Source organism: Aestuariicoccus sp. MJ-SS9, from assembly GCF_032586235.1.
Lineage (GTDB): Bacteria > Pseudomonadota > Alphaproteobacteria > Rhodobacterales > Rhodobacteraceae > Aestuariicoccus.
On record NZ_JAWHTD010000010.1, the window covers coordinates 106,365 to 122,692 of the forward strand.

Annotated in this window: 16 protein-coding genes and 1 tRNA gene; 6 read left to right on the top strand and 11 right to left on the bottom strand. The window is 66.0% G+C overall.

The genetic code is table 11. From position 1 onward, the window contains the following. Window positions 1–10: 10 nt before the first annotated feature. The 3 genes from trmFO to gluQRS are packed head-to-tail and all read left to right on the top strand — an operon-like array spanning window position 11 to window position 2,839. Window positions 11–1,375 (top strand): methylenetetrahydrofolate--tRNA-(uracil(54)-C(5))-methyltransferase (FADH(2)-oxidizing) TrmFO, encoded by a 1,365-nt coding sequence (gene trmFO, locus RXV88_RS09775; protein ID WP_316292379.1) that lies wholly within the window; start codon window positions 11–13, stop codon window positions 1,373–1,375. 13 nt (window positions 1,376–1,388) lie between these two features. Continuing rightward, on the top strand, window positions 1,389–1,994 hold the full coding sequence (locus RXV88_RS09780) for a class I SAM-dependent DNA methyltransferase (protein WP_316292381.1): 606 nt from the start codon (window positions 1,389–1,391) through the stop codon (window positions 1,992–1,994). After that, entirely contained in the window at window positions 1,991–2,839 is an 849-nt protein-coding gene (gene gluQRS / locus RXV88_RS09785) for a tRNA glutamyl-Q(34) synthetase GluQRS (RefSeq protein ID WP_316292383.1), read from the top strand. The genes RXV88_RS09780 and gluQRS overlap by 4 nt, the downstream gene beginning before the upstream one ends. Here gluQRS and hisI read toward each other — a convergent pair. Continuing rightward, a complete protein-coding gene (gene hisI / locus RXV88_RS09790; RefSeq protein WP_316292385.1) occupies window positions 2,834–3,199 on the bottom strand; it encodes a phosphoribosyl-AMP cyclohydrolase in 366 nt (121 codons plus the stop codon). The two genes, gluQRS and hisI, sit on opposite strands and share 6 nt — an antisense overlap. Before the next feature lie 67 nt (window positions 3,200–3,266). On the opposite strand from hisI, the gene RXV88_RS09795 reads away from it, so the two are divergent. Further along, window positions 3,267–3,719 carry an iron-sulfur cluster assembly scaffold protein gene (locus RXV88_RS09795; protein ID WP_316292386.1) on the top strand — a complete coding sequence of 151 codons (453 nt, stop codon included), beginning with the start codon at window positions 3,267–3,269 and terminating at the stop codon, window positions 3,717–3,719. A gap of 179 nt (window positions 3,720–3,898) precedes the next feature. Here the strand turns inward: RXV88_RS09795 and RXV88_RS09800 are convergent, their stop codons facing one another. The 5 genes from RXV88_RS09800 to RXV88_RS09820 all read right to left on the bottom strand — a co-directional run bounded on the left by RXV88_RS09800 (window position 3,899) and on the right by RXV88_RS09820 (window position 9,488). Beyond that, the gene (locus RXV88_RS09800; RefSeq protein WP_316292388.1) at window positions 3,899–4,021 is read right to left on the bottom strand and encodes a hypothetical protein; all 123 of its coding nucleotides are present in this window, start codon (window positions 4,019–4,021) and stop codon (window positions 3,899–3,901) included. Between the two features lie 93 nt (window positions 4,022–4,114). After that, window positions 4,115–6,205 carry an ATP-dependent DNA helicase RecG gene (gene recG, locus RXV88_RS09805; RefSeq protein WP_316292391.1) on the bottom strand — a complete coding sequence of 697 codons (2,091 nt, stop codon included), beginning with the start codon at window positions 6,203–6,205 and terminating at the stop codon, window positions 4,115–4,117. Further along, the gene (gene ligA, locus RXV88_RS09810) at window positions 6,202–8,316 is read right to left on the bottom strand and encodes an NAD-dependent DNA ligase LigA (protein WP_316292392.1); all 2,115 of its coding nucleotides are present in this window, start codon (window positions 8,314–8,316) and stop codon (window positions 6,202–6,204) included. The genes recG and ligA overlap by 4 nt, the downstream gene beginning before the upstream one ends. Window positions 8,317–8,393: 77 nt before the next feature. After that, window positions 8,394–9,116 carry a response regulator transcription factor CtrA gene (gene ctrA / locus RXV88_RS09815; RefSeq protein ID WP_316292394.1) on the bottom strand — a complete coding sequence of 241 codons (723 nt, stop codon included), beginning with the start codon at window positions 9,114–9,116 and terminating at the stop codon, window positions 8,394–8,396. A 93-nt stretch (window positions 9,117–9,209) separates the two neighbouring features. Then, window positions 9,210–9,488 carry a DUF1153 domain-containing protein gene (locus RXV88_RS09820; protein ID WP_316292395.1) on the bottom strand — a complete coding sequence of 93 codons (279 nt, stop codon included), beginning with the start codon at window positions 9,486–9,488 and terminating at the stop codon, window positions 9,210–9,212. A gap of 125 nt (window positions 9,489–9,613) precedes the next feature. On the opposite strand from RXV88_RS09820, the gene mnmA reads away from it, so the two are divergent. Next, window positions 9,614–10,756: a tRNA 2-thiouridine(34) synthase MnmA gene (gene mnmA, locus RXV88_RS09825; RefSeq protein WP_316292397.1), complete on the top strand. Its 1,143-nt coding sequence runs from the start codon at window positions 9,614–9,616 to the stop codon at window positions 10,754–10,756. A 105-nt stretch (window positions 10,757–10,861) separates the two neighbouring features. Here the strand turns inward: mnmA and RXV88_RS09830 are convergent, their stop codons facing one another. From RXV88_RS09830 to RXV88_RS09845, 4 genes are read right to left on the bottom strand one after another with little or no spacing between them, the layout of a single operon-like run. Then, window positions 10,862–12,070 (bottom strand): beta-ketoacyl-[acyl-carrier-protein] synthase family protein, encoded by a 1,209-nt coding sequence (locus RXV88_RS09830; protein WP_316292398.1) that lies wholly within the window; start codon window positions 12,068–12,070, stop codon window positions 10,862–10,864. After that, window positions 12,067–12,324 carry an acyl carrier protein gene (locus RXV88_RS09835; protein ID WP_316292400.1) on the bottom strand — a complete coding sequence of 86 codons (258 nt, stop codon included), beginning with the start codon at window positions 12,322–12,324 and terminating at the stop codon, window positions 12,067–12,069. The genes RXV88_RS09830 and RXV88_RS09835 overlap by 4 nt, the downstream gene beginning before the upstream one ends. Before the next feature lie 33 nt (window positions 12,325–12,357). Continuing rightward, window positions 12,358–13,449 (bottom strand): UDP-3-O-(3-hydroxymyristoyl)glucosamine N-acyltransferase, encoded by a 1,092-nt coding sequence (lpxD, locus tag RXV88_RS09840; RefSeq protein WP_316292402.1) that lies wholly within the window; start codon window positions 13,447–13,449, stop codon window positions 12,358–12,360. A 30-nt stretch (window positions 13,450–13,479) separates the two neighbouring features. Continuing rightward, window positions 13,480–15,060 carry a L,D-transpeptidase family protein gene (locus RXV88_RS09845; RefSeq protein WP_410468815.1) on the bottom strand — a complete coding sequence of 527 codons (1,581 nt, stop codon included), beginning with the start codon at window positions 15,058–15,060 and terminating at the stop codon, window positions 13,480–13,482. A 365-nt stretch (window positions 15,061–15,425) separates the two neighbouring features. Between RXV88_RS09845 and RXV88_RS09850 the strand changes: the two genes are divergently transcribed. Then, window positions 15,426–15,995 carry a YcbK family protein gene (locus RXV88_RS09850; protein ID WP_316292406.1) on the top strand — a complete coding sequence of 190 codons (570 nt, stop codon included), beginning with the start codon at window positions 15,426–15,428 and terminating at the stop codon, window positions 15,993–15,995. 148 nt (window positions 15,996–16,143) lie between these two features. On the opposite strand, the gene RXV88_RS09855 is transcribed toward RXV88_RS09850, so the two are convergent. After that, window positions 16,144–16,220 (bottom strand) — tRNA-Asp (locus tag RXV88_RS09855). Between the last annotated feature and the right edge of the window lie 108 nt (window positions 16,221–16,328).

The window sequence follows — 16,328 nt, forward strand, 5'->3', positions numbered from 1 at the left end:
AAGGGGCGTCATGGACAAGACATTGCATATCGTCGGCGGCGGCATGGCCGGATCCGAGGCCGCTTGGCAGGCCGCCAACCGCGGCCTCGACGTGGTTATTCACGAGATGCGCCCAAAGGTGAAGACCTTCGCGCATCGCACTGGAAACCTTGGGGAAATGGTCTGCTCGAACTCGTTCCGCTCGGACGATCACGAACAGAACGCCGTGGGGCAGCTGCATTGGGAGATGCTGCAAGCCGGCGGGCTGATCATGCAGACCGCCCATGCCCACCGCCTGCCCGCCGGCGGTGCGCTCGCCGTGGACCGCGATCCGTTCGCCCAAGCCGTGACGGATGCCTTAACTTCGCATCCCAACATCCGGATTTCGAACGAGGAAATAGACACTCTTCCCGACAGCGGCCAGTGGATTTTCGCCACCGGCCCGCTGACCTCCGACGCGCTCGGCCGCGCCATCGCCGCCGAGACCGGGACCGAGGCGCTGGCCTTCTTCGACGCTATCGCCCCCATCGTCTATGCCGACACGATCGACATGAGCATCGCCTGGCGGCAGTCGCGCTACGACAAGGGCGAGACCGAGGCCGAGCAGAAGGCCTATATCAACTGCCCCATGACCCGCGATCAATACGAGGCCTTCATCGACGCGCTGCTGGCCGCCGACAAGACCGAGTTTCACGAAGGTGAAACCGCCGGTTATTTCGACGGCTGCCTGCCCATCGAGGTGATGGCCGAACGCGGGCGCGAAACCCTGCGGCACGGGCCGATGAAGCCCGTAGGCCTGACCAATCCGCATGCGCCCGACGTCAAACCCCACGCCGTGGTGCAGCTGCGCCGCGACAACGCGCTGGGGACGCTCTACAACATCGTCGGCTTTCAGACCAAGATGAAGTACGGCGCGCAGAAGGCTGTTTTCAATATGATTCCCGGACTGATCGACGCGCAGTTCGCGCGCCTTGGCGGCATTCACCGCAACACCTTCCTGAACGCGCCGACGCTGCTTGACGCCCAGATGCGCCTGCGTTCACGGCCCAACATCCGCTTCGCAGGCCAGATCACCGGGGTCGAGGGCTATGTCGAATCTGCCGCCATGGGGCTCGTTGCGGGGCGTATGGCCGCCGCCGAGATACTTGGGCAGGTGCTGCCCACAGTGCCGCAGGACAGCGCCCACGGCGCGCTGATCCACCACATCACCGGCGGGGCCGAGGCCAAAACCTTCCAACCGATGAACGTCAATTTCGGGCTCTTCCGCCCGGTGGACGGTCTGAAAGGTGGACGGCGCGGGCGCAAGGACCGCTACAAGGCCTATACCGACCGCGCCAAAGCGGCGTGGTCTTCCTGGCTCGGCGCGCAGACACTGGACGAAACCGCGGCGGAATGACTATGCTGCGCCCATGACGGACAGCTTTCTAGACAAGGTCTACGCGGCCCGCACGGCGGAAGAAACGCGCGCGGTTTATGACGCCTGGTCAAAGAGTTACGAGGCGGAAGTTGCCGAAAACGGCTATGCCACACCGGGCCGTTGCGCCGCCGCCCTGCATGCGATCATGGCCGACACGAACGCGCCCATCCTCGATTTCGGCTGCGGTACGGGCCTGTCGGGGCTCGCGCTGCGCCTGGCCGGCTTTACCGTGATCGACGGGCTGGATCTGTCCCCCGACATGCTTGCCATCGCCCGCGACAAGGGCCTCTACCGCGATCTGTCGCAGACGCAGGCCAATGATCCCTTGCCCCGTGGTTACGCGGCCATTGCAGCCATCGGCGTCATCGGCGCCGGGGCCGCGCCTTTGGCCGTGCTGGACCGCATCATCGACGCGCTGGAGCCCGGCGGTTTCACCGTCTTCAGCTTCAATGACCACACGCTGGAGGATCCGAGCTATCAGGCTCGGGTCGAAGCGCTGATGGCGGACGGCACGGTCACCGAACGTTTTCGCGAACATGGACCCCACCTGCCCGGCCGCGACTTGAACGCAACCGTCTATGTGCTTGAGAAAAATTGATATTCGTCACGCGCTTTGCCCCGTCGCCAACCGGCCCACTACATCTCGGCCACGCCTTTTCCGCGCTTCTGGCGCATGACCGCGCACGGTCCGAAGGCGGGCAATTCTTGCTGCGGATCGAGGATATCGACACCACCCGATCACGCCCCGAATGGGAGGCGCAGATCTACGACGATCTGCACTGGCTGGAGATCGACTGGGATGCGCCGCCCATGCGTCAGTCGGAACGGGTCGGCGCCTATGAGGCGGCGCTCGACAGGCTTTGGGGCGCGGGGCTGCTTTACCCCTGCAGCTGCACCCGGCGCGACATCGCCGCCGCCACCGCCGCGCCGCAGGAGGGTGACCCGCCGCTGATCGGACCCGACGGGCTGGTCTATCCCGGCACCTGCCGCGACAAACCGCGCCCGCCCCGGCGACCCGGCGGCGAAGCCTTGCGGATCGACATGAGGAAAGCACTGGAAAGGATTGACCCCAATATCGTTTTCCGCGAAGAGACCCGCCCCGATCCGATCCACCGCGCCGCCCAGACAATGATCGAAGAGGTCGGCGATGTGGTCCTGTCGCGCCGGGATTTCGTCGGGTCCTATCACCTTTCGGTGGTTCTGGACGACGCGGCGCAGGGCATCACCCATGTGATCCGGGGCGCGGATCTGTTTGACGCGACACCAATTCACGTGATGCTGCAACGGCTGTTGGGACTGCCGACGCCGGTCTACCACCACCACCGGCTGATCCGCGACGAGACCGGGCGGCGGCTGGCCAAACGCGACGATGCCCGCGCCATCGCCACCTACCGCGCCGAAGGGCGGACGCCCGCCGACATCCGCGCGATGGTCGGGTTATGACGACGCGACCGGCCCCATCAGCTCGGTTTCCTCGCCGCCGGTGACCGAGGTGTAGAAACAGACGCGGCGATTCGTATGGCAGGCCGGCCCGGTCTGGCGCACCACCGCGAGCAGGCAATCGCGGTCGCAATCGACCCGCAGATCCAGCAGTTCCTGCACATGGCCCGAGCTTTCGCCCTTGACCCAGAAGGCCTGGCGCGAGCGCGACCAATAGGTCACGCGGCCGGTCTCAAGCGTGCGCGCCACCGACTCGGCGTTCATCCAGGCCATCATCAGGACCTGCCCCGTGGCGCTGTCCTGCGCGACGCAGGGGATCAGGCCGCGGTCGTCATAGACCAAAGTCGCGGGGTCGAAGGGCATGACAAAAACCTTTTTGCATCCGTAAACTCAGCCCCTAGATATGAGGGACATCGCAAAAGGGAAAGCCATGTCCGGCGACAACGATCTGATCAAGCTCTATTCGCAACGCATCCTGGCGCTGACCGCCGACATGCCGCGCACCGAACGGCTGAGCGACCCGGACGCGACGGTCAAGAAACGCTCGCCGCTCTGCGGGTCGACGGTGACGGTCGATCTTAAGATGGCGGACGGCCGCGTTGTGGACTACGGGCAGGACGTCAAGGCCTGCGCCCTGGGCCAGGCGGCGGCGTCTGTCGTGGGGGCCGCGATCGTGGGCTGCACGGCGGACCAGATCGCCCAGGCGCGCGACGAATTGCGCGCGATGCTGAAATCCGACGGCCCCACCCCCTCGGCCCCGTTCGAAGAGCTCGAGGTTCTGCGCCCCGCCGCTGCCTACAAGAACCGCCACGCGTCGATTCTGCTGACGCTCGACGCCGCGAGCGAGGCCGCGCATCAGGCCGAGGCCGCGCAGAGCGCATAAAAAAACCGCCGCGCTCCGGGACAGGAGGCGGCGGTCAGTGGCGCGTCTGTTGTCAGGGACCGGGCCGCTTGAAAGTCCGGGATCAGGCAGGCCGGACGGGACGGAACAGGCAGTGTCGGTCGAAACGCATCGGGACAGTGATGCGCAAGCGGACCCGTGACAAGAACGCAGGCAGAAACTTAGATAAGGCCGGGCAGATGCAGGGCGCCCAGCAGGATCACGGCCAGAGACATCGCGCCGATGGCATCCTGCACCAGCGTACCCCGGGCGCGGTCGAAGGCGGTGGCGATGTCGTTCAGCATGGGTGGCTCCTCGTGTTCCGTTGTTGCCTCTTTGTTCTCACATCCAGCGCCACCTGTAAAGAACTTTTTAAGAACATTTGAGAACAAAGGGGGTCAACCGACGGAAATCAGCCGGATCGCCTCGTCCTGTCGCATCAGCCAGAGCAGCTGGCGCGCGGCCTGTCCGCGCGGCGTTTCCAGCGTCGGATCCTCGGACAAGAGCCTGCGCGCATCGCTCTGGGCTACCGCCATCAGGCTCGCCTGCCGTTCCAGATCGGCGACGCGGAACCGTGGCAGGCCCGATTGCGCCGTGCCGATCAGATCGCCCGCGCCGCGCATTTCCAGGTCGACCTCGGAAATGCGGAACCCGTCCTCGGTCTCGCGGAGGGTCGTCAGCCGCTTCATCCCGCTTTCGCCCAGAGGCGGCTGATAGACCAGCAGACAGGTCGAGGCCGCCTCGCCGCGCCCGACCCGGCCGCGCAGCTGGTGCAACTGCGCCAGCCCAAAGCTTTCGGCCCGTTCGATCACCATGATCGTGGCGTTGGGCACGTTGACGCCCACTTCGATCACCGTGGTGGCCACCAGAACAGCGGTCTCGCCCGCGACGAATTTCGCCATCGCCGCGTCCTTTTCGGCGGGCGGCATCTGGCCATGCACCAGCCCGACGCGCCCCTCGCCCAGGGCCGCACGCAGGTGTTTGAACCGGTCCTCGGCCGCCGTCAGATCGACGCTTTCGCTTTCCTCGACCAGCGGGCAGACCCAATAGGCCTGCCGCCCGTCGCCGATGGCCTTGGCAAGGTGGCTGACCACCTCGCCCATGCGCTCGGCCGAGATCAGCGCGGTCTTGATCGGCTTGCGCCCGGGCGGTTTTTCGTCAAGCACCGACACGTCCATGTCGCCGTATTGCGCCAGCGCGAGGCTGCGGGGAATCGGCGTGGCGGTCATCACCAGGACGTCCGCGCCCATCCCCTTGCGCCCCAGCTCCAGCCGCTGGCGGACGCCAAAGCGGTGTTGTTCGTCGACGATGGCGAGGCGAAGATCGTGAAACGCCACGTCCTTTTGAAAGACCGCATGGGTGCCCACGAGGATCTGGATATCGCCGCGCGCCAGCGCCTCCAGTTTCGCCCGCCGCTCGGCGCCCTTGTCGCGGCCGGTCAGGATTTCCAGCACCACGCCCGCCGATTCCGCCAGCGGTTGCAGCCCTTCCAGATGCTGGCGTGCGAGGATCTCGGTGGGGGCCATCATGACCCCCTGCCCGCCCGCCTCGACCGCGATCAAGAGCGCCATGAAAGCCACCAACGTCTTGCCCGCGCCGACATCGCCCTGCAGCAGGCGGTTCATCCGCTCTTCGGTGGCCATGTCGCCGGCGATCTCGTCCATCGCGCGCAGCTGCGCGGCAGTCGGCCGGTAGGGCAAGGCCGCCAGAACCTTGCGCCTGAGCGCGCCGTTGCCCTGCGTGACCATGCCCTTGCCCTTGCGCCGATGCGCCCGCGCCAGGGCCAGCGTCAGCTGATGCGCCATCAGCTCGTCATAGGCCAGCCGCGCCCGCGCCGGGGCCGTGGGCAAGAGATCGTCCAGCGACCTCGGCGTATGGGCCGCGCGAATCGCCTCCTGCCAGCTGCTCCAGCCCTCTTTCTCGCGGAAGGTCGGGTCCATCCAGTCGGGCAGATCGGGCGCGCGCGCCAGCACGTCGGCCGCGGCCCGTGTCATGGTCTTTTGCGTGACCCCGGCAGTCAGCGGATAGACCGGCTCGAACGCGGGCAGCGTGTCGGCCTCCTCGGGGCGCAGGATGTGATCGGGGTGCACCATCTGGGCGATGCCGTCGAAAAGCTCGACCCGGCCGGACAAAAGCCGCCTCTGCCCGGTCGGCAGCACCTTGGACAGATAATCGCCGCGGGCATGGAAGAACACGACCTGAAAGGCGGTTTCGGCATCATTGACCGTGATCCGGTAGGCGCCGCCCTTGTTGCGCGGCGGGCGGTGCTGGCCGATGGTGACCTCGACGGTCAGCGTGGCGGGCAAATCGGCGCCCATGACGCTGGCGCGCGGGCGGCGGTCGATCACCGAATGCGGCAGGGTAAACAGCAGATCGCGCGGCGATTCGATATCCAGATTCGCCAGGTTCTGCGCGGTTTTCGGCCCGATCCCGTCGAGCTTGGTCAGCTCTCCGAACAGCGGAAAAAGGATTTCGGGCCGCCCGCTCACGCGCCGATCAGCGCCAGCCAGGCGTCCTCGTCCAGCACCTCCAGCCCCAGCTCGCGGGCCTTCTTTTCCTTGCTGCCCGCGCCTGGGCCCGCGACCACGATGTCGGTCTTCGCCGACACCGAGCCCGACACCTTGGCCCCCAGCGCCTCGGCCCGCGCCTTGGCCTCGGCCCGGGTCATGCGTTCCAGCGTGCCGGTGAAGACAACGGTCTTGCCGGCGACCGGGCTGCCGTCGGTCTGCGGGCGTTCGGCGGGCTGCACGTCGAGGTAGTGGACCAGCCGGTCGATCGAGGCGCGCTCGGCCTCCTGCGCGAAGGCCGACACCAGCGATTGCGCCATGACCGTGCCGACGCCGTCGATGGCCAGCAGATTGTCCCACGCGGCGCCCTCTTGCGCGCCGGCGGCAGTGACGGCCTCTTCGAAGGCCTCCCAGGTGCCGTAGCTGCGCGCAAAAAGGTTCGAGGCATTCTCGCCCACATGCCGGATCCCCAGCGCAAAGATCAGCCGGCCCAGCGGGATCCGGCGGCGTTCGTCGATGGCGGCAAAGAGGTTTTCGGCGGATTTCTCACCCCAGCCTTCGCGGTTCCTGAGCTGTTGCAGGCCCTGGCCGAAGCGGTCGCGCAGGGTGAAGATGTCGGCGGGTTCTCGGATCCAGCCGTCGCGGTAGAATTGTTCGACCTGCTTGGCGCCCAGCCCCTCGATGTCGAAGGCCGCGCGGCTGACGAAATGTTTCAGCTTTTCAACGGCCTGCGCGGGGCAGATCAGGCCGCCGGTGCAGCGGCGCACGGCGTCGCCTTCCTCGCGGATGGCGTCCGACCCGCATTCCGGGCAGGTCGTCGGGAAGTCGTAGGGTTGCGCATCGTCGGGGCGTTTGGACAGGTCCACATCGGCCACCTTGGGGATCACGTCGCCCGCGCGGTAGACCTGCACCCAGTCGCCCACGCGGATGTCCTTGCCGTCGCGAATCGGGTTGCCGTTCGAATCGCGGCCCGCGATGTAATCCTCGTTGTGCAGCGTGGCGTTGCTGACCACGACGCCGCCCACGGTGACCGGCGTCAGCCGCGCCACCGGCGACAGCGCGCCGGTGCGCCCGACCTGGATGTCGATCGATTCGAGCCGGGTCCAGGCCAGTTCGGCGGGGAATTTATGCGCGATGGCCCAACGCGGCGTGGTCGAGCGGAAGCCCAGCCGCCTTTGCAGCTCGAGCGCGTCGACCTTGTAGACCACGCCATCGATATCGTAGCCCAGCGTCGCGCGCTGCTCTTCAATCCGGGCGTAATGGGCCAGCATCTCTTGCGGCCCCTCGCAGCGGACGGTCAGCGGATTGGTCTGGAATCCCAATGTGTTGAGCCGTTCGATTGCGGCCATCTGCGTGTCGGCCAGCGGTTCCGACAGTTCGCCCCAGGAATAGGCGAAGAACCGCAGCGGGCGGTCCCGGGTGATCGTGCTGTCAAGCTGGCGCAACGATCCGGCGGCGGCGTTGCGCGGGTTGGCAAAGGTCTTGGCCCCGCGCGCCGCCTGCCGCTCGTTGAGCGCCGCGAAATCCTCGTGCGACATGTAGACCTCGCCGCGCACCTCGAGGATCCGAGGCGCGCCTTTCAGCGTTTCGGGGATATCGTGGATGGTGCGGGCATTGGCGGTGACGTTCTCGCCCTCGGCGCCATCGCCGCGCGTGGCCGCCTGTGTCAGGACGCCATCCTCGTAGCGCAGGCTGAGCGACAGACCGTCGATCTTGGGTTCGGCGGTATAGGCAAGCGGTGCCTCGGCCGTCAGGCCCAGAAAGCGGCGGATGCTGGCGTCGAATTCGAGGATGTCGTCGTCGTCGAACGCATTGGCCAGCGACAGCATCCGCACCCTGTGGCGCACCTTGGCAAAGCCTTCGGCCGGGGCGCCGCCGACCTGTTCGCTGGGGCTGTCGGCGCGTTTCAGCGCGGGGAATTGCGCCTCGATCGCGGCGTTGCGCCGCTTGAGCCGGTCGTACTCCGCGTCCGAGATCTCGGGCGCGTCCTCGGTGTGATAGGCCTTGTTGGCCGCGCCGATCTTTTGTGCCAATTCCGCCAGTTCGGCGCGCGCCTCGTCTTCGCTCAGGCTGTTAACCGATTTTTCCGCCATTCCGCCGCCCCGGACCCACCTGTCTTGGTTGGGCCAAGTGATAGGCGGCTGAAAGGGTCAGGTCCAGTCTTGCCGCGTCATGCGCCGACGGCCAGCGCCGGCGCCCCGTCGCGACCGGGCTCGGGATCGGGATCGCGCAGCACATAGCCGCGCCCCCAGACGGTTTCGATGTAATTGCCATCGCCCGTCGCCTCGCCCAGCTTCTTGCGCAGCTTGCAGATGAAGACGTCGATGATCTTGAGTTCCGGCTCATCCATACCGCCGTAGAGGTGGTTGAGGAGCATTTCCTTGGTCAGCGTCGTGCCCTTGCGCAGGCTGAGCAGTTCGAACATCTGGTATTCCTTGCCGGTCAGATGCACCGCCTTGCCGGCCACATCCACCGTCTTGGCGTCGAGGTTGACCGAAATGCGCCCGGTTCGGATCACCGATTGCGAATGGCCCTTCGAGCGGCGGATGATGGCGTGGATTCGCGCGATCAGCTCGTCGCGGTGGAATGGTTTGGTCAGGTAATCGTCGGCGCCGTGGCCAAAGCCCTTGAGCTTGCTGTCCGTGTCGTCGGCCCCCGACAGGATCAGGATCGGCGTTTCAACCCTAGCGAGACGAAGTTGGCGCAGAACGTCATGCCCGTTCATGTCCGGAAGATTCAGATCCAGAAGGATAAGATCGTAATCATAAAGCTTCGCCAGATCGATCCCCTCTTCGCCCAGATCGGTGGCATAGACGTTGAGATTGGCATGCGTCAGCATCATTTCGATGCTTTTTGAAGTCGTTGGATCGTCTTCAACGAGAAGGACACGCATTTCGGGCACTCCGGTGTTATTCAAACTCGTGACTAAACTGGTCAAAATAGGTTAATCACTGATTACCATAAGCGAACCGTCCGGAATTGCAACCTATGGTTGCCGGTATTGCTGGAGCGCGGTCGTTTTCAGCGCCTCCTCCCCGTGGACCGCCAGCGCGCGCACCCATTCCGTCAGCTCCTCGGTGCTGAGCGCATAACGGTCGCAGGCCTGTTCCGGCGAAATCAGACCATAAGTGACCGCCCGCACCACCTGAGCCTTACGAGAGGCGACCCAGCGCTTGGTGTCGGGCGGCGGCAGATCGGCGCGCGTCATTACGGTGCCATCCGGCAGGGTCACGGCGCGTGGCCCATCGATCTTTTTGAGGTACATATCGGCGTCCCGCTTTTCGGTTCCCGCATTGTTTCGCCGATTGCCACTTAACGCCTTATGAAGTCGGGGCCTTGAGAATACCGAGGATTTTTCTATATTCCCATGGAATTCCCCGGAGGATCCCCATGCCGCTCGATGCGCCGAAGCTCAATTCGCTTGGCCTGCCCAAGACCCCGTCCGAAACCCGCGTGGTCGTGGCCATGTCGGGGGGCGTCGATTCGTCGGTGGTGGCGGCGATGCTGAAGGACGAAGGTTACGACGTCGTGGGCGTCACGCTGCAGCTTTACGACCATGGTGCGGCGCTGGCCAAAAAGGGCGCGTGCTGTGCCGGGATCGACATTCACGACGCACGCCGCGTGGCCGAAACGATGGGCTTTCCGCACTACGTGCTGGATTACGAGAACGTCTTTCGCGAGGCGGTGATCGACGAGTTTGCCGACAGCTATCTGGGCGGCGCGACGCCGGTGCCCTGCATCCGCTGCAACGAACGGGTCAAGTTCAAGGATCTGCTTGAGACCGCGCGCGATCTCGACGCCGATTGCATGGCCACCGGGCATTACATACAGCGCAAGATGGGCGCGGCGGGGCCCGAGCTGCATTCAGCCGCCGATGCGGCGCGCGATCAGAGCTATTTCCTGTTCTCCACCACGCCGGAGCAGCTGGACTACCTGCGCTTTCCGCTGGGGCATCTGGCGTCGAAGGCGGCCACGCGCGAGCTTGCCGCGCGGTATGGCCTCGACGTGGCCGACAAGCCCGACAGCCAGGACATCTGCTTTGTGCCGGACGGCAACTATGCCGCGGTGATCGAAAAGCTGCGCCCCGGCGCGGCGGAGCCGGGCGAGATCGTGCATGCGGATGGCCGGGTTCTGGGCCATCACGAGGGTGTCATCCACTATACCATCGGCCAGCGCCGGGGTCTGGGGATCGGCGGGCTGGACGAGCCGCTTTACGTGGTCAAGCTGGATGTCGACGCGAAACAGGTCGTGGTCGGCCCCAAGGCGATGCTGTCGACGCGCACCGTCCCGGTGCGCGAGATCAACTGGCTGGGCGAGGCACCGTTCGATTCGGCGGATGAATGGCACGTGTCGGTCAAGGTCCGCTCGACCCGCCCGCCGCGGCCAGCGATCATCCGCCCCCTGTCGGCGACCACCGCCGAGGTCGAGCTGCTGACGCCCGAGGAAGGCGTGTCGCCCGGGCAGGCTTGCGTGTTCTATGAAACCGAGGGCACGCGGATCCTGGGTGGCGGGTGGATCTGGCGGGGTTATTGACGCGCCAGATTTTGGTGGCGAGGTGGGGGGCCAGCCCCCCACACCCCCCGGGATATTTTTGGATCAATGAAAACAGGGGCGTCGGGATCAGACCCAGCTGCGGGGTCAGACGCGGCGGAGGGCAAGCACTGCGTTGAGGCCTCCGAAGGCGAAGGCGTTGGAGACCGCGGCCTCGACCCTGGCCTCGCGCGCCTCGTTCGGCACCACGTCGAGGGCGCATTCGGGGTCAGGTTCTTCGTAGCCGATGGTTGGGGCGATCACACCGTCGCGCAGCGCCATGATGCATGCCAGAAGCTCGACAGCACCCGTGCCGCCGATGAGGTGGCCGTGCATGGATTTCGTCGACGAGATCATCAGCCGGTCCGCGTGGGTGCCGAACACATCCGCCACGGCGGCGCATTCGGTCTTGTCGTTGGCCGCCGTACCGGTGCCGTGGGCGTTGATATAGCCCACCTCCTCACGCGGAAGCCGTGCATCGGCCAGCGCGCCCTGCATCGCCCGCGCGGCGCCCTGTTTCGAGGGCATCACGATGTCGGCCGCATCCGAGGTCATGGCAAAGCCCACCACCTCGGCCAGAATCTCGGCGCCGCGGGCGCGGGCGTGGTTCATCTCTTCGAAGACGAAGACCCCTGCCCCTTCGCCCTGCACCATGCCGCTGCGGGTCGCCGAGAACGGGCGGCAGGCGTCCTTGGACATCACCCTGAGGCCCTCCCATGCCTTCACCCCGCCGAAGCACAGCATCGATTCCGACCCGCCGGTGATCATCACGTCGCACATGCCCGACCGGATCATGTGGAAGGCCTGGCCCATGGCATGGTTCGAGCTGGCGCAGGCGGTGGCCACGGTAAAGGACGGGCCCTTGAGGTTGAACTCCATGCTGACATGGCTGGTGGCGGCGTTGTTCATCAGCTTGGGCACGACGAAGGGATGGACGCGATTCTTGCCCTCTTCGTAGACGGCCCGATAGTTTTCGTCCTGCGTGGTCAGCCCGCCGCCCGAGGTGCCCAGCACCACGCCCGAGCGCGTCGCCAATTCTCCGCCGAAGGTCAGCCCCGATTGCGCCATCGCCTCGCGCGCGGCGATCAGGGTGAATTGGGTGAACCGGTCATAAAGCGACAATTGCTGGCGGTTGAAGACCTGCTCGGCCTCGAAGCCGCGCACCTGCCCGCCGATGCGGATCGCCAGCCGCTCGACATCGCGGAAGACCAGCGGGCCGATGCCGCACCGCCCCTCGCGCATGGCCTCGAGCGTCTGCGGCACGTCGTGACCCAGCGCATTGATCGTGCCCGCGCCGGTGATGACGACCCGTTTCACGGCTTTTGATCCACCAGCCGCTGCACCCCTTCGGCGATCCTGGCCACCGTCGAGATGTCGAAATCGCTGTCCTCGGGCTGGTTCGCGTTGAAGGGCACGGAAATGTCGAAGGTTTCCTCGATCACGAAGATCGCCTCGACCACGGCCATCGAATCGACGCCGAGATCGGCCAGCGTATGCTCGGGCCGGACATCGGCGACATCGAGCATCGCCTGTTCGGCGATGATTTCGCGGACCTTCAGCGCAATATCCATCGGACTTCCTCGGCATTCCCACCCGGGGCTGATTTAGTCATTCCCCGTCAGCTTTGAAACCGCTTTCTGCAAGGCGGCGACGTCGCGGAAGAGCCGCGGCAGACGGCGGAAGCCCTTGTAGGCCTCGACATGGGTTTCCATCTTCATCGCCGGGTAGCCCAGCATCACCCGGCCCGGCGGCACATTGGCCAGCACCTTGGTCGCGCCGCCGGTGATGACGTTGTCGCCCACGGTGATGTTGTCGGACACGCCCGTCTGCCCGCCCAGCACCACGTTGTTGCCGATCCGGGTCGAGCCGGCGATGCCCACCTGCGCGCAGATCAGGCAATCGCGCCCGATCACCACGTTGTGGCCCACCTGCGCGAGGTTGTCGAACTTGCAGCCGTCGCCCACCAGCGTGTCGCGGACCGATCCGCGGTCGATGCAGGCGTTGGCCCCCAACTCGACATCGTCGCCGATGCGCACGGCGCCCAGCGAGTGGATCCGCGCCCAGCTTTGCGCCGTGTCAGTGCCGTCGGCCCCCAGCGTGTCGCGCGCCTTTTCGACGCCCGAGACCTCGGGCGTGACAAAGGAGAACCCGTCCGCGCCGACCACCGCGCCAGGCTGCGCGATGAAGCGCGCGCCGATGGTCACCCGCGCGCCGATCCGCACACCCGCGTGCAGCAGCGCGCCCGGCCCGATCACAGCCTTGCCGCCCACATGCGCCTGCGGGCCGATCACCGATCCCGCGCCGATGCGCGCGCCCGCGCCGATCACCGACAAAGGCCCGACCGACACATCGGCGGCCAGCTCGGCCGTGGGGTGGATCATTGCGCTGGGATGGATGCCGGCGTCATAGCCCGGCCCCTCGTCCATCATGGCCGAGAGCCCGGCCATGGCGTAACGCGGCCGTGGTGCCAGAATCGCGCCCTTTAGCCCGTAACCGCGCCAATCCGCGCCCTGCCACATCATGGCCGCCCGCGCCTGTCCCTGCGCCAGCTGATCGGCAAACTCGGGTTTCATCGCCAGCGCCAGTTGATCGTCCGCGCAAGACGCAGGCTCGGCGACGGACACGATTGTCAGGCCGCCGTCCCCTTCGAACGGCAGCCCCAGCGCTGCGGCGATTTCTTCAAGCGTGTGGGCCATGCTCACCTCCGGCTTCCGGCCCGCCGGGGTTTAGCTGCCAGAGCCGTTCAGCACCACCCCCGCCGCGTTCAGCGCGGCCCAGATCCTGGCGTCGCGCCCATAGACGTCGCGGCGGTAATTCACCTTGCCCTTGGCCTGGGTGATCGCCGTGCGATAGATCAGATGGACCGGGATCGGCTGGTCCAGATCGACGCGGGTTTCCTGCCCCGAGCGCAGGCGTTCGTGAAAGAACCCCTCGGGATCGTCGGTCTGCCGGGCCAGGATCATATAGGCGAAATCATGCGGATCGTTGAGTCGCACGCAGCCGTGGCTGTAGGTCCGCACCTCGCGCGCGAAAAGAGATTTCGCAGGCGTATCATGCAGATAGATGTTGTGCTTGTTGGGGAACATGAACTTGACCGTCCCCAGCGCATTGCGCGGCCCCGGCGGCTGGCGCATCGAATAGGGGAAATTCGCGGCGCTGAAATTGGCAAAGCCCTGGCCCCGGTTCACCACCCGCCCGCGGCGGTCGGTGATCTGCAGATGCCCGGCCGCGCCGGGGTTCTGCCGCAAGAGCGGCAGGTATTCCTTGACGATGATCGAGCGCGGTACGTACCAGCTCGGGTTGATGACCATGTGGTCCATCTCGTCCGAGAATTCCGGCGTGCGACGGTCGGGATCCTGATGGCCCACGACCGAGCGGGTCTCGAAGGTGACCTTGCCGTCGTCGATGATCCGCGCCTTGAAATCGGTCAGGTTGACCAGGATATGACGCTGGCCCAGGCCTTCGGGCAGATTGATCCAGCGCTCCCGCTCCATCGCGACGATGACCGATTTCAGCCGGTCGGCCACGGATTTGTTGATCTCCTTGAGCGTGCCCGCCCCGGCGACCCCATCGGGTTCAAGCCCGTGATCCTCTTGAAAGGCGCGCACCGCGGTCTCCATCGCGGCGTCGTAGCGCGCCGAGATCGTGGGGCGGAGATACTTCATCGACACAAGCCGGTCGCGCAAGGTGATCACCGCCTCGCCGGTCTGCCCGGGCTCGAGCTTGCCCGCCCGCACCTCCGGCCCCCAGCCGCCATGCTCGAGCGCGCGCTCGAGCAGCAGCTTGTGTTTCATCAGCCGCGCATATTCCGGGCTTTGCGGCGGCAGCGACCGCAGGACCTTGGCCGGTTCCTCCGCCGCGATGCGCTGCAAGAGATCGCCCGCATCGCGCAGCGGTACCTCGCGCTTGATCCCCGGCGCGGCGGCCCGCGGGTCGAGCACCCCGGTCTGAAGGTCGCGCGCAAGGCGCAGGTAAAGCTGGCTGAGCTCCATCTCGAGCGCGCCGCGCGCCCGCGCGTCCCGCGCAGCCGCAAACCGCGCCATCAGCGCCTGCGCGTCATAGCGCGCCGTGGGCAGACCATGATGTCCGACGGTTTCGAACGCGGCCAGCAATGCTGCGCGCCGGGCCCGGTCGTCGTCGCTGTCGCCGGTCCAGATGGGCGCAAAGTCGCGCGCGCGGTAAAAGGCCGCGATCCCCTCGTCCTGGAACAGCGTCTCGGCCAGCGCCTGTTTGAACGCGGTGACCTGCGCGGCCTGTCCGGCCAAGGGCGCGCCCGCGCCGAAAGCCAGGCAAACCGCCCCGGCCATGAGTTTCGCCTGAATGATTTTCCCGACCCGCACAGCGCCGTCCTTAATCCTACCTCAACCAACGTCTTCATTTGGCGGCAGGGAAAGCGGCTTGTCCACTCACAATAAAGCCATGACCGGCCCGCTTCGGCCCTGGCGTGGCCGCGATGCCGCACCCAAGAAAAAAACAGGTATTCCGGACACAGCTTTTACGGTTTAAGCAAAATCCCGCCGAAATGGCTTGCTGCGGGCCAGGGGCCGGAAATCGAGCTTTAAGAATGATTCGATATGTGTCATAGAAACCATACATCTGGGGATGAGATGGCAGGGCCTGCACAACGTTGCGGGCGACACAGGTACAGCGACTACGGGACAGGCGCTCCGTTATGACGAACACGACTTCGACCAGCCTTACGAGGCGCGGCCTCCTTGGTGCATTTGCAGCCACTGTGGTGACCGCCGCACCGACCTATTCCAATGCCGCCGGCTTTTTGCGCGGCGGCGGCGACATCCGGCGGATCCGGATGTATTCCGGCCGCACCGGCGAACGGCTCGACATGATCTACTGGATCGAGGGCGATTACATCGCCGACGCCGTTAAGGAAGTGACCTATTTCATGCGCGATTGGCGCACCAACGACATCAAGAACATCGACCTGCGCACCGTCGACATCATGGCGGCGGCGCATAACCTGATGGACGTGTCGGAACCCTACATGCTGCTCTCGGGCTACCGTAGCCCCAGAACCAACGCGATGCTGCGCGCGCGCTCTTCGGGCGTCGCCAAGAACTCGCTGCACCTCAAGGGACAGGCCGCGGACCTGCGGCTGAACTCGCGCTCGGTGGGCCAGATGGCCCGCGCGGCCGCCGCCTGCAAGGCCGGAGGCGTCGGAAGCTACTCGCGCTCCGACTTCGTGCATATGGATTGCGGCCCGGTGCGCAGCTGGGGCCGCTAAGCACCGCCCCACCATACAAAGGCGCCTTAGGGCGCCTTTTTTCATGCGCAACGAAAGCCCCAAGCGGCCCGAGGTCCCTGCCCCGGCAGGGGCCGAGATACCAAGCGCGGCCGCAAGGCCGCACATCCGGATCACCTGAAAAGGAAAGTGGCGCGGTTGACGGGGCTCGAACCCGCGACCCCCGGCGTGACAGGCCGGTACTCTAACCAACTGAGCTACAACCGCGCATCGCGTCGGGCGGGGCTTCGGGGCAGTGGTGGCGCGGTTGACGGGGCTCGAACCCGCGACCCCCGGCGTGACAGGCCGGTACTCTAACCAACTGAGCTACAACCG

Bases quoted from the DNA above. Each gene is read 5' to 3' on its own strand.
- trmFO (WP_316292379.1), top strand. From the start codon at position 11: ATGGACAAGACATTGCATATCGTCGGCGGCGGCATGGCCGGATCCGAG.
- RXV88_RS09780 (WP_316292381.1), top strand. From the start codon at position 1,389: ATGACGGACAGCTTTCTAGACAAGGTCTACGCGGCCCGCACGGCGGAA.
- hisI (WP_316292385.1), bottom strand. From the start codon at position 3,199: ATGCCCTTCGACCCCGCGACTTTGGTCTATGACGACCGCGGCCTGATC.
- RXV88_RS09795 (WP_316292386.1), top strand. From the start codon at position 3,267: ATGTCCGGCGACAACGATCTGATCAAGCTCTATTCGCAACGCATCCTG.
- RXV88_RS09800 (WP_316292388.1), bottom strand. From the start codon at position 4,021: ATGCTGAACGACATCGCCACCGCCTTCGACCGCGCCCGGGGTACGCTG.
- ligA (WP_316292392.1), bottom strand. From the start codon at position 8,316: ATGGCGGAAAAATCGGTTAACAGCCTGAGCGAAGACGAGGCGCGCGCC.
- ctrA (WP_316292394.1), bottom strand. From the start codon at position 9,116: ATGCGTGTCCTTCTCGTTGAAGACGATCCAACGACTTCAAAAAGCATC.
- RXV88_RS09820 (WP_316292395.1), bottom strand. From the start codon at position 9,488: ATGTACCTCAAAAAGATCGATGGGCCACGCGCCGTGACCCTGCCGGAT.
- mnmA (WP_316292397.1), top strand. From the start codon at position 9,614: ATGCCGCTCGATGCGCCGAAGCTCAATTCGCTTGGCCTGCCCAAGACC.
- RXV88_RS09835 (WP_316292400.1), bottom strand. From the start codon at position 12,324: ATGGATATTGCGCTGAAGGTCCGCGAAATCATCGCCGAACAGGCGATG.
- lpxD (WP_316292402.1), bottom strand. From the start codon at position 13,449: ATGGCCCACACGCTTGAAGAAATCGCCGCAGCGCTGGGGCTGCCGTTC.
- RXV88_RS09845 (WP_410468815.1), bottom strand. From the start codon at position 15,060: ATGGCCGGGGCGGTTTGCCTGGCTTTCGGCGCGGGCGCGCCCTTGGCC.
- RXV88_RS09850 (WP_316292406.1), top strand. From the start codon at position 15,426: ATGACGAACACGACTTCGACCAGCCTTACGAGGCGCGGCCTCCTTGGT.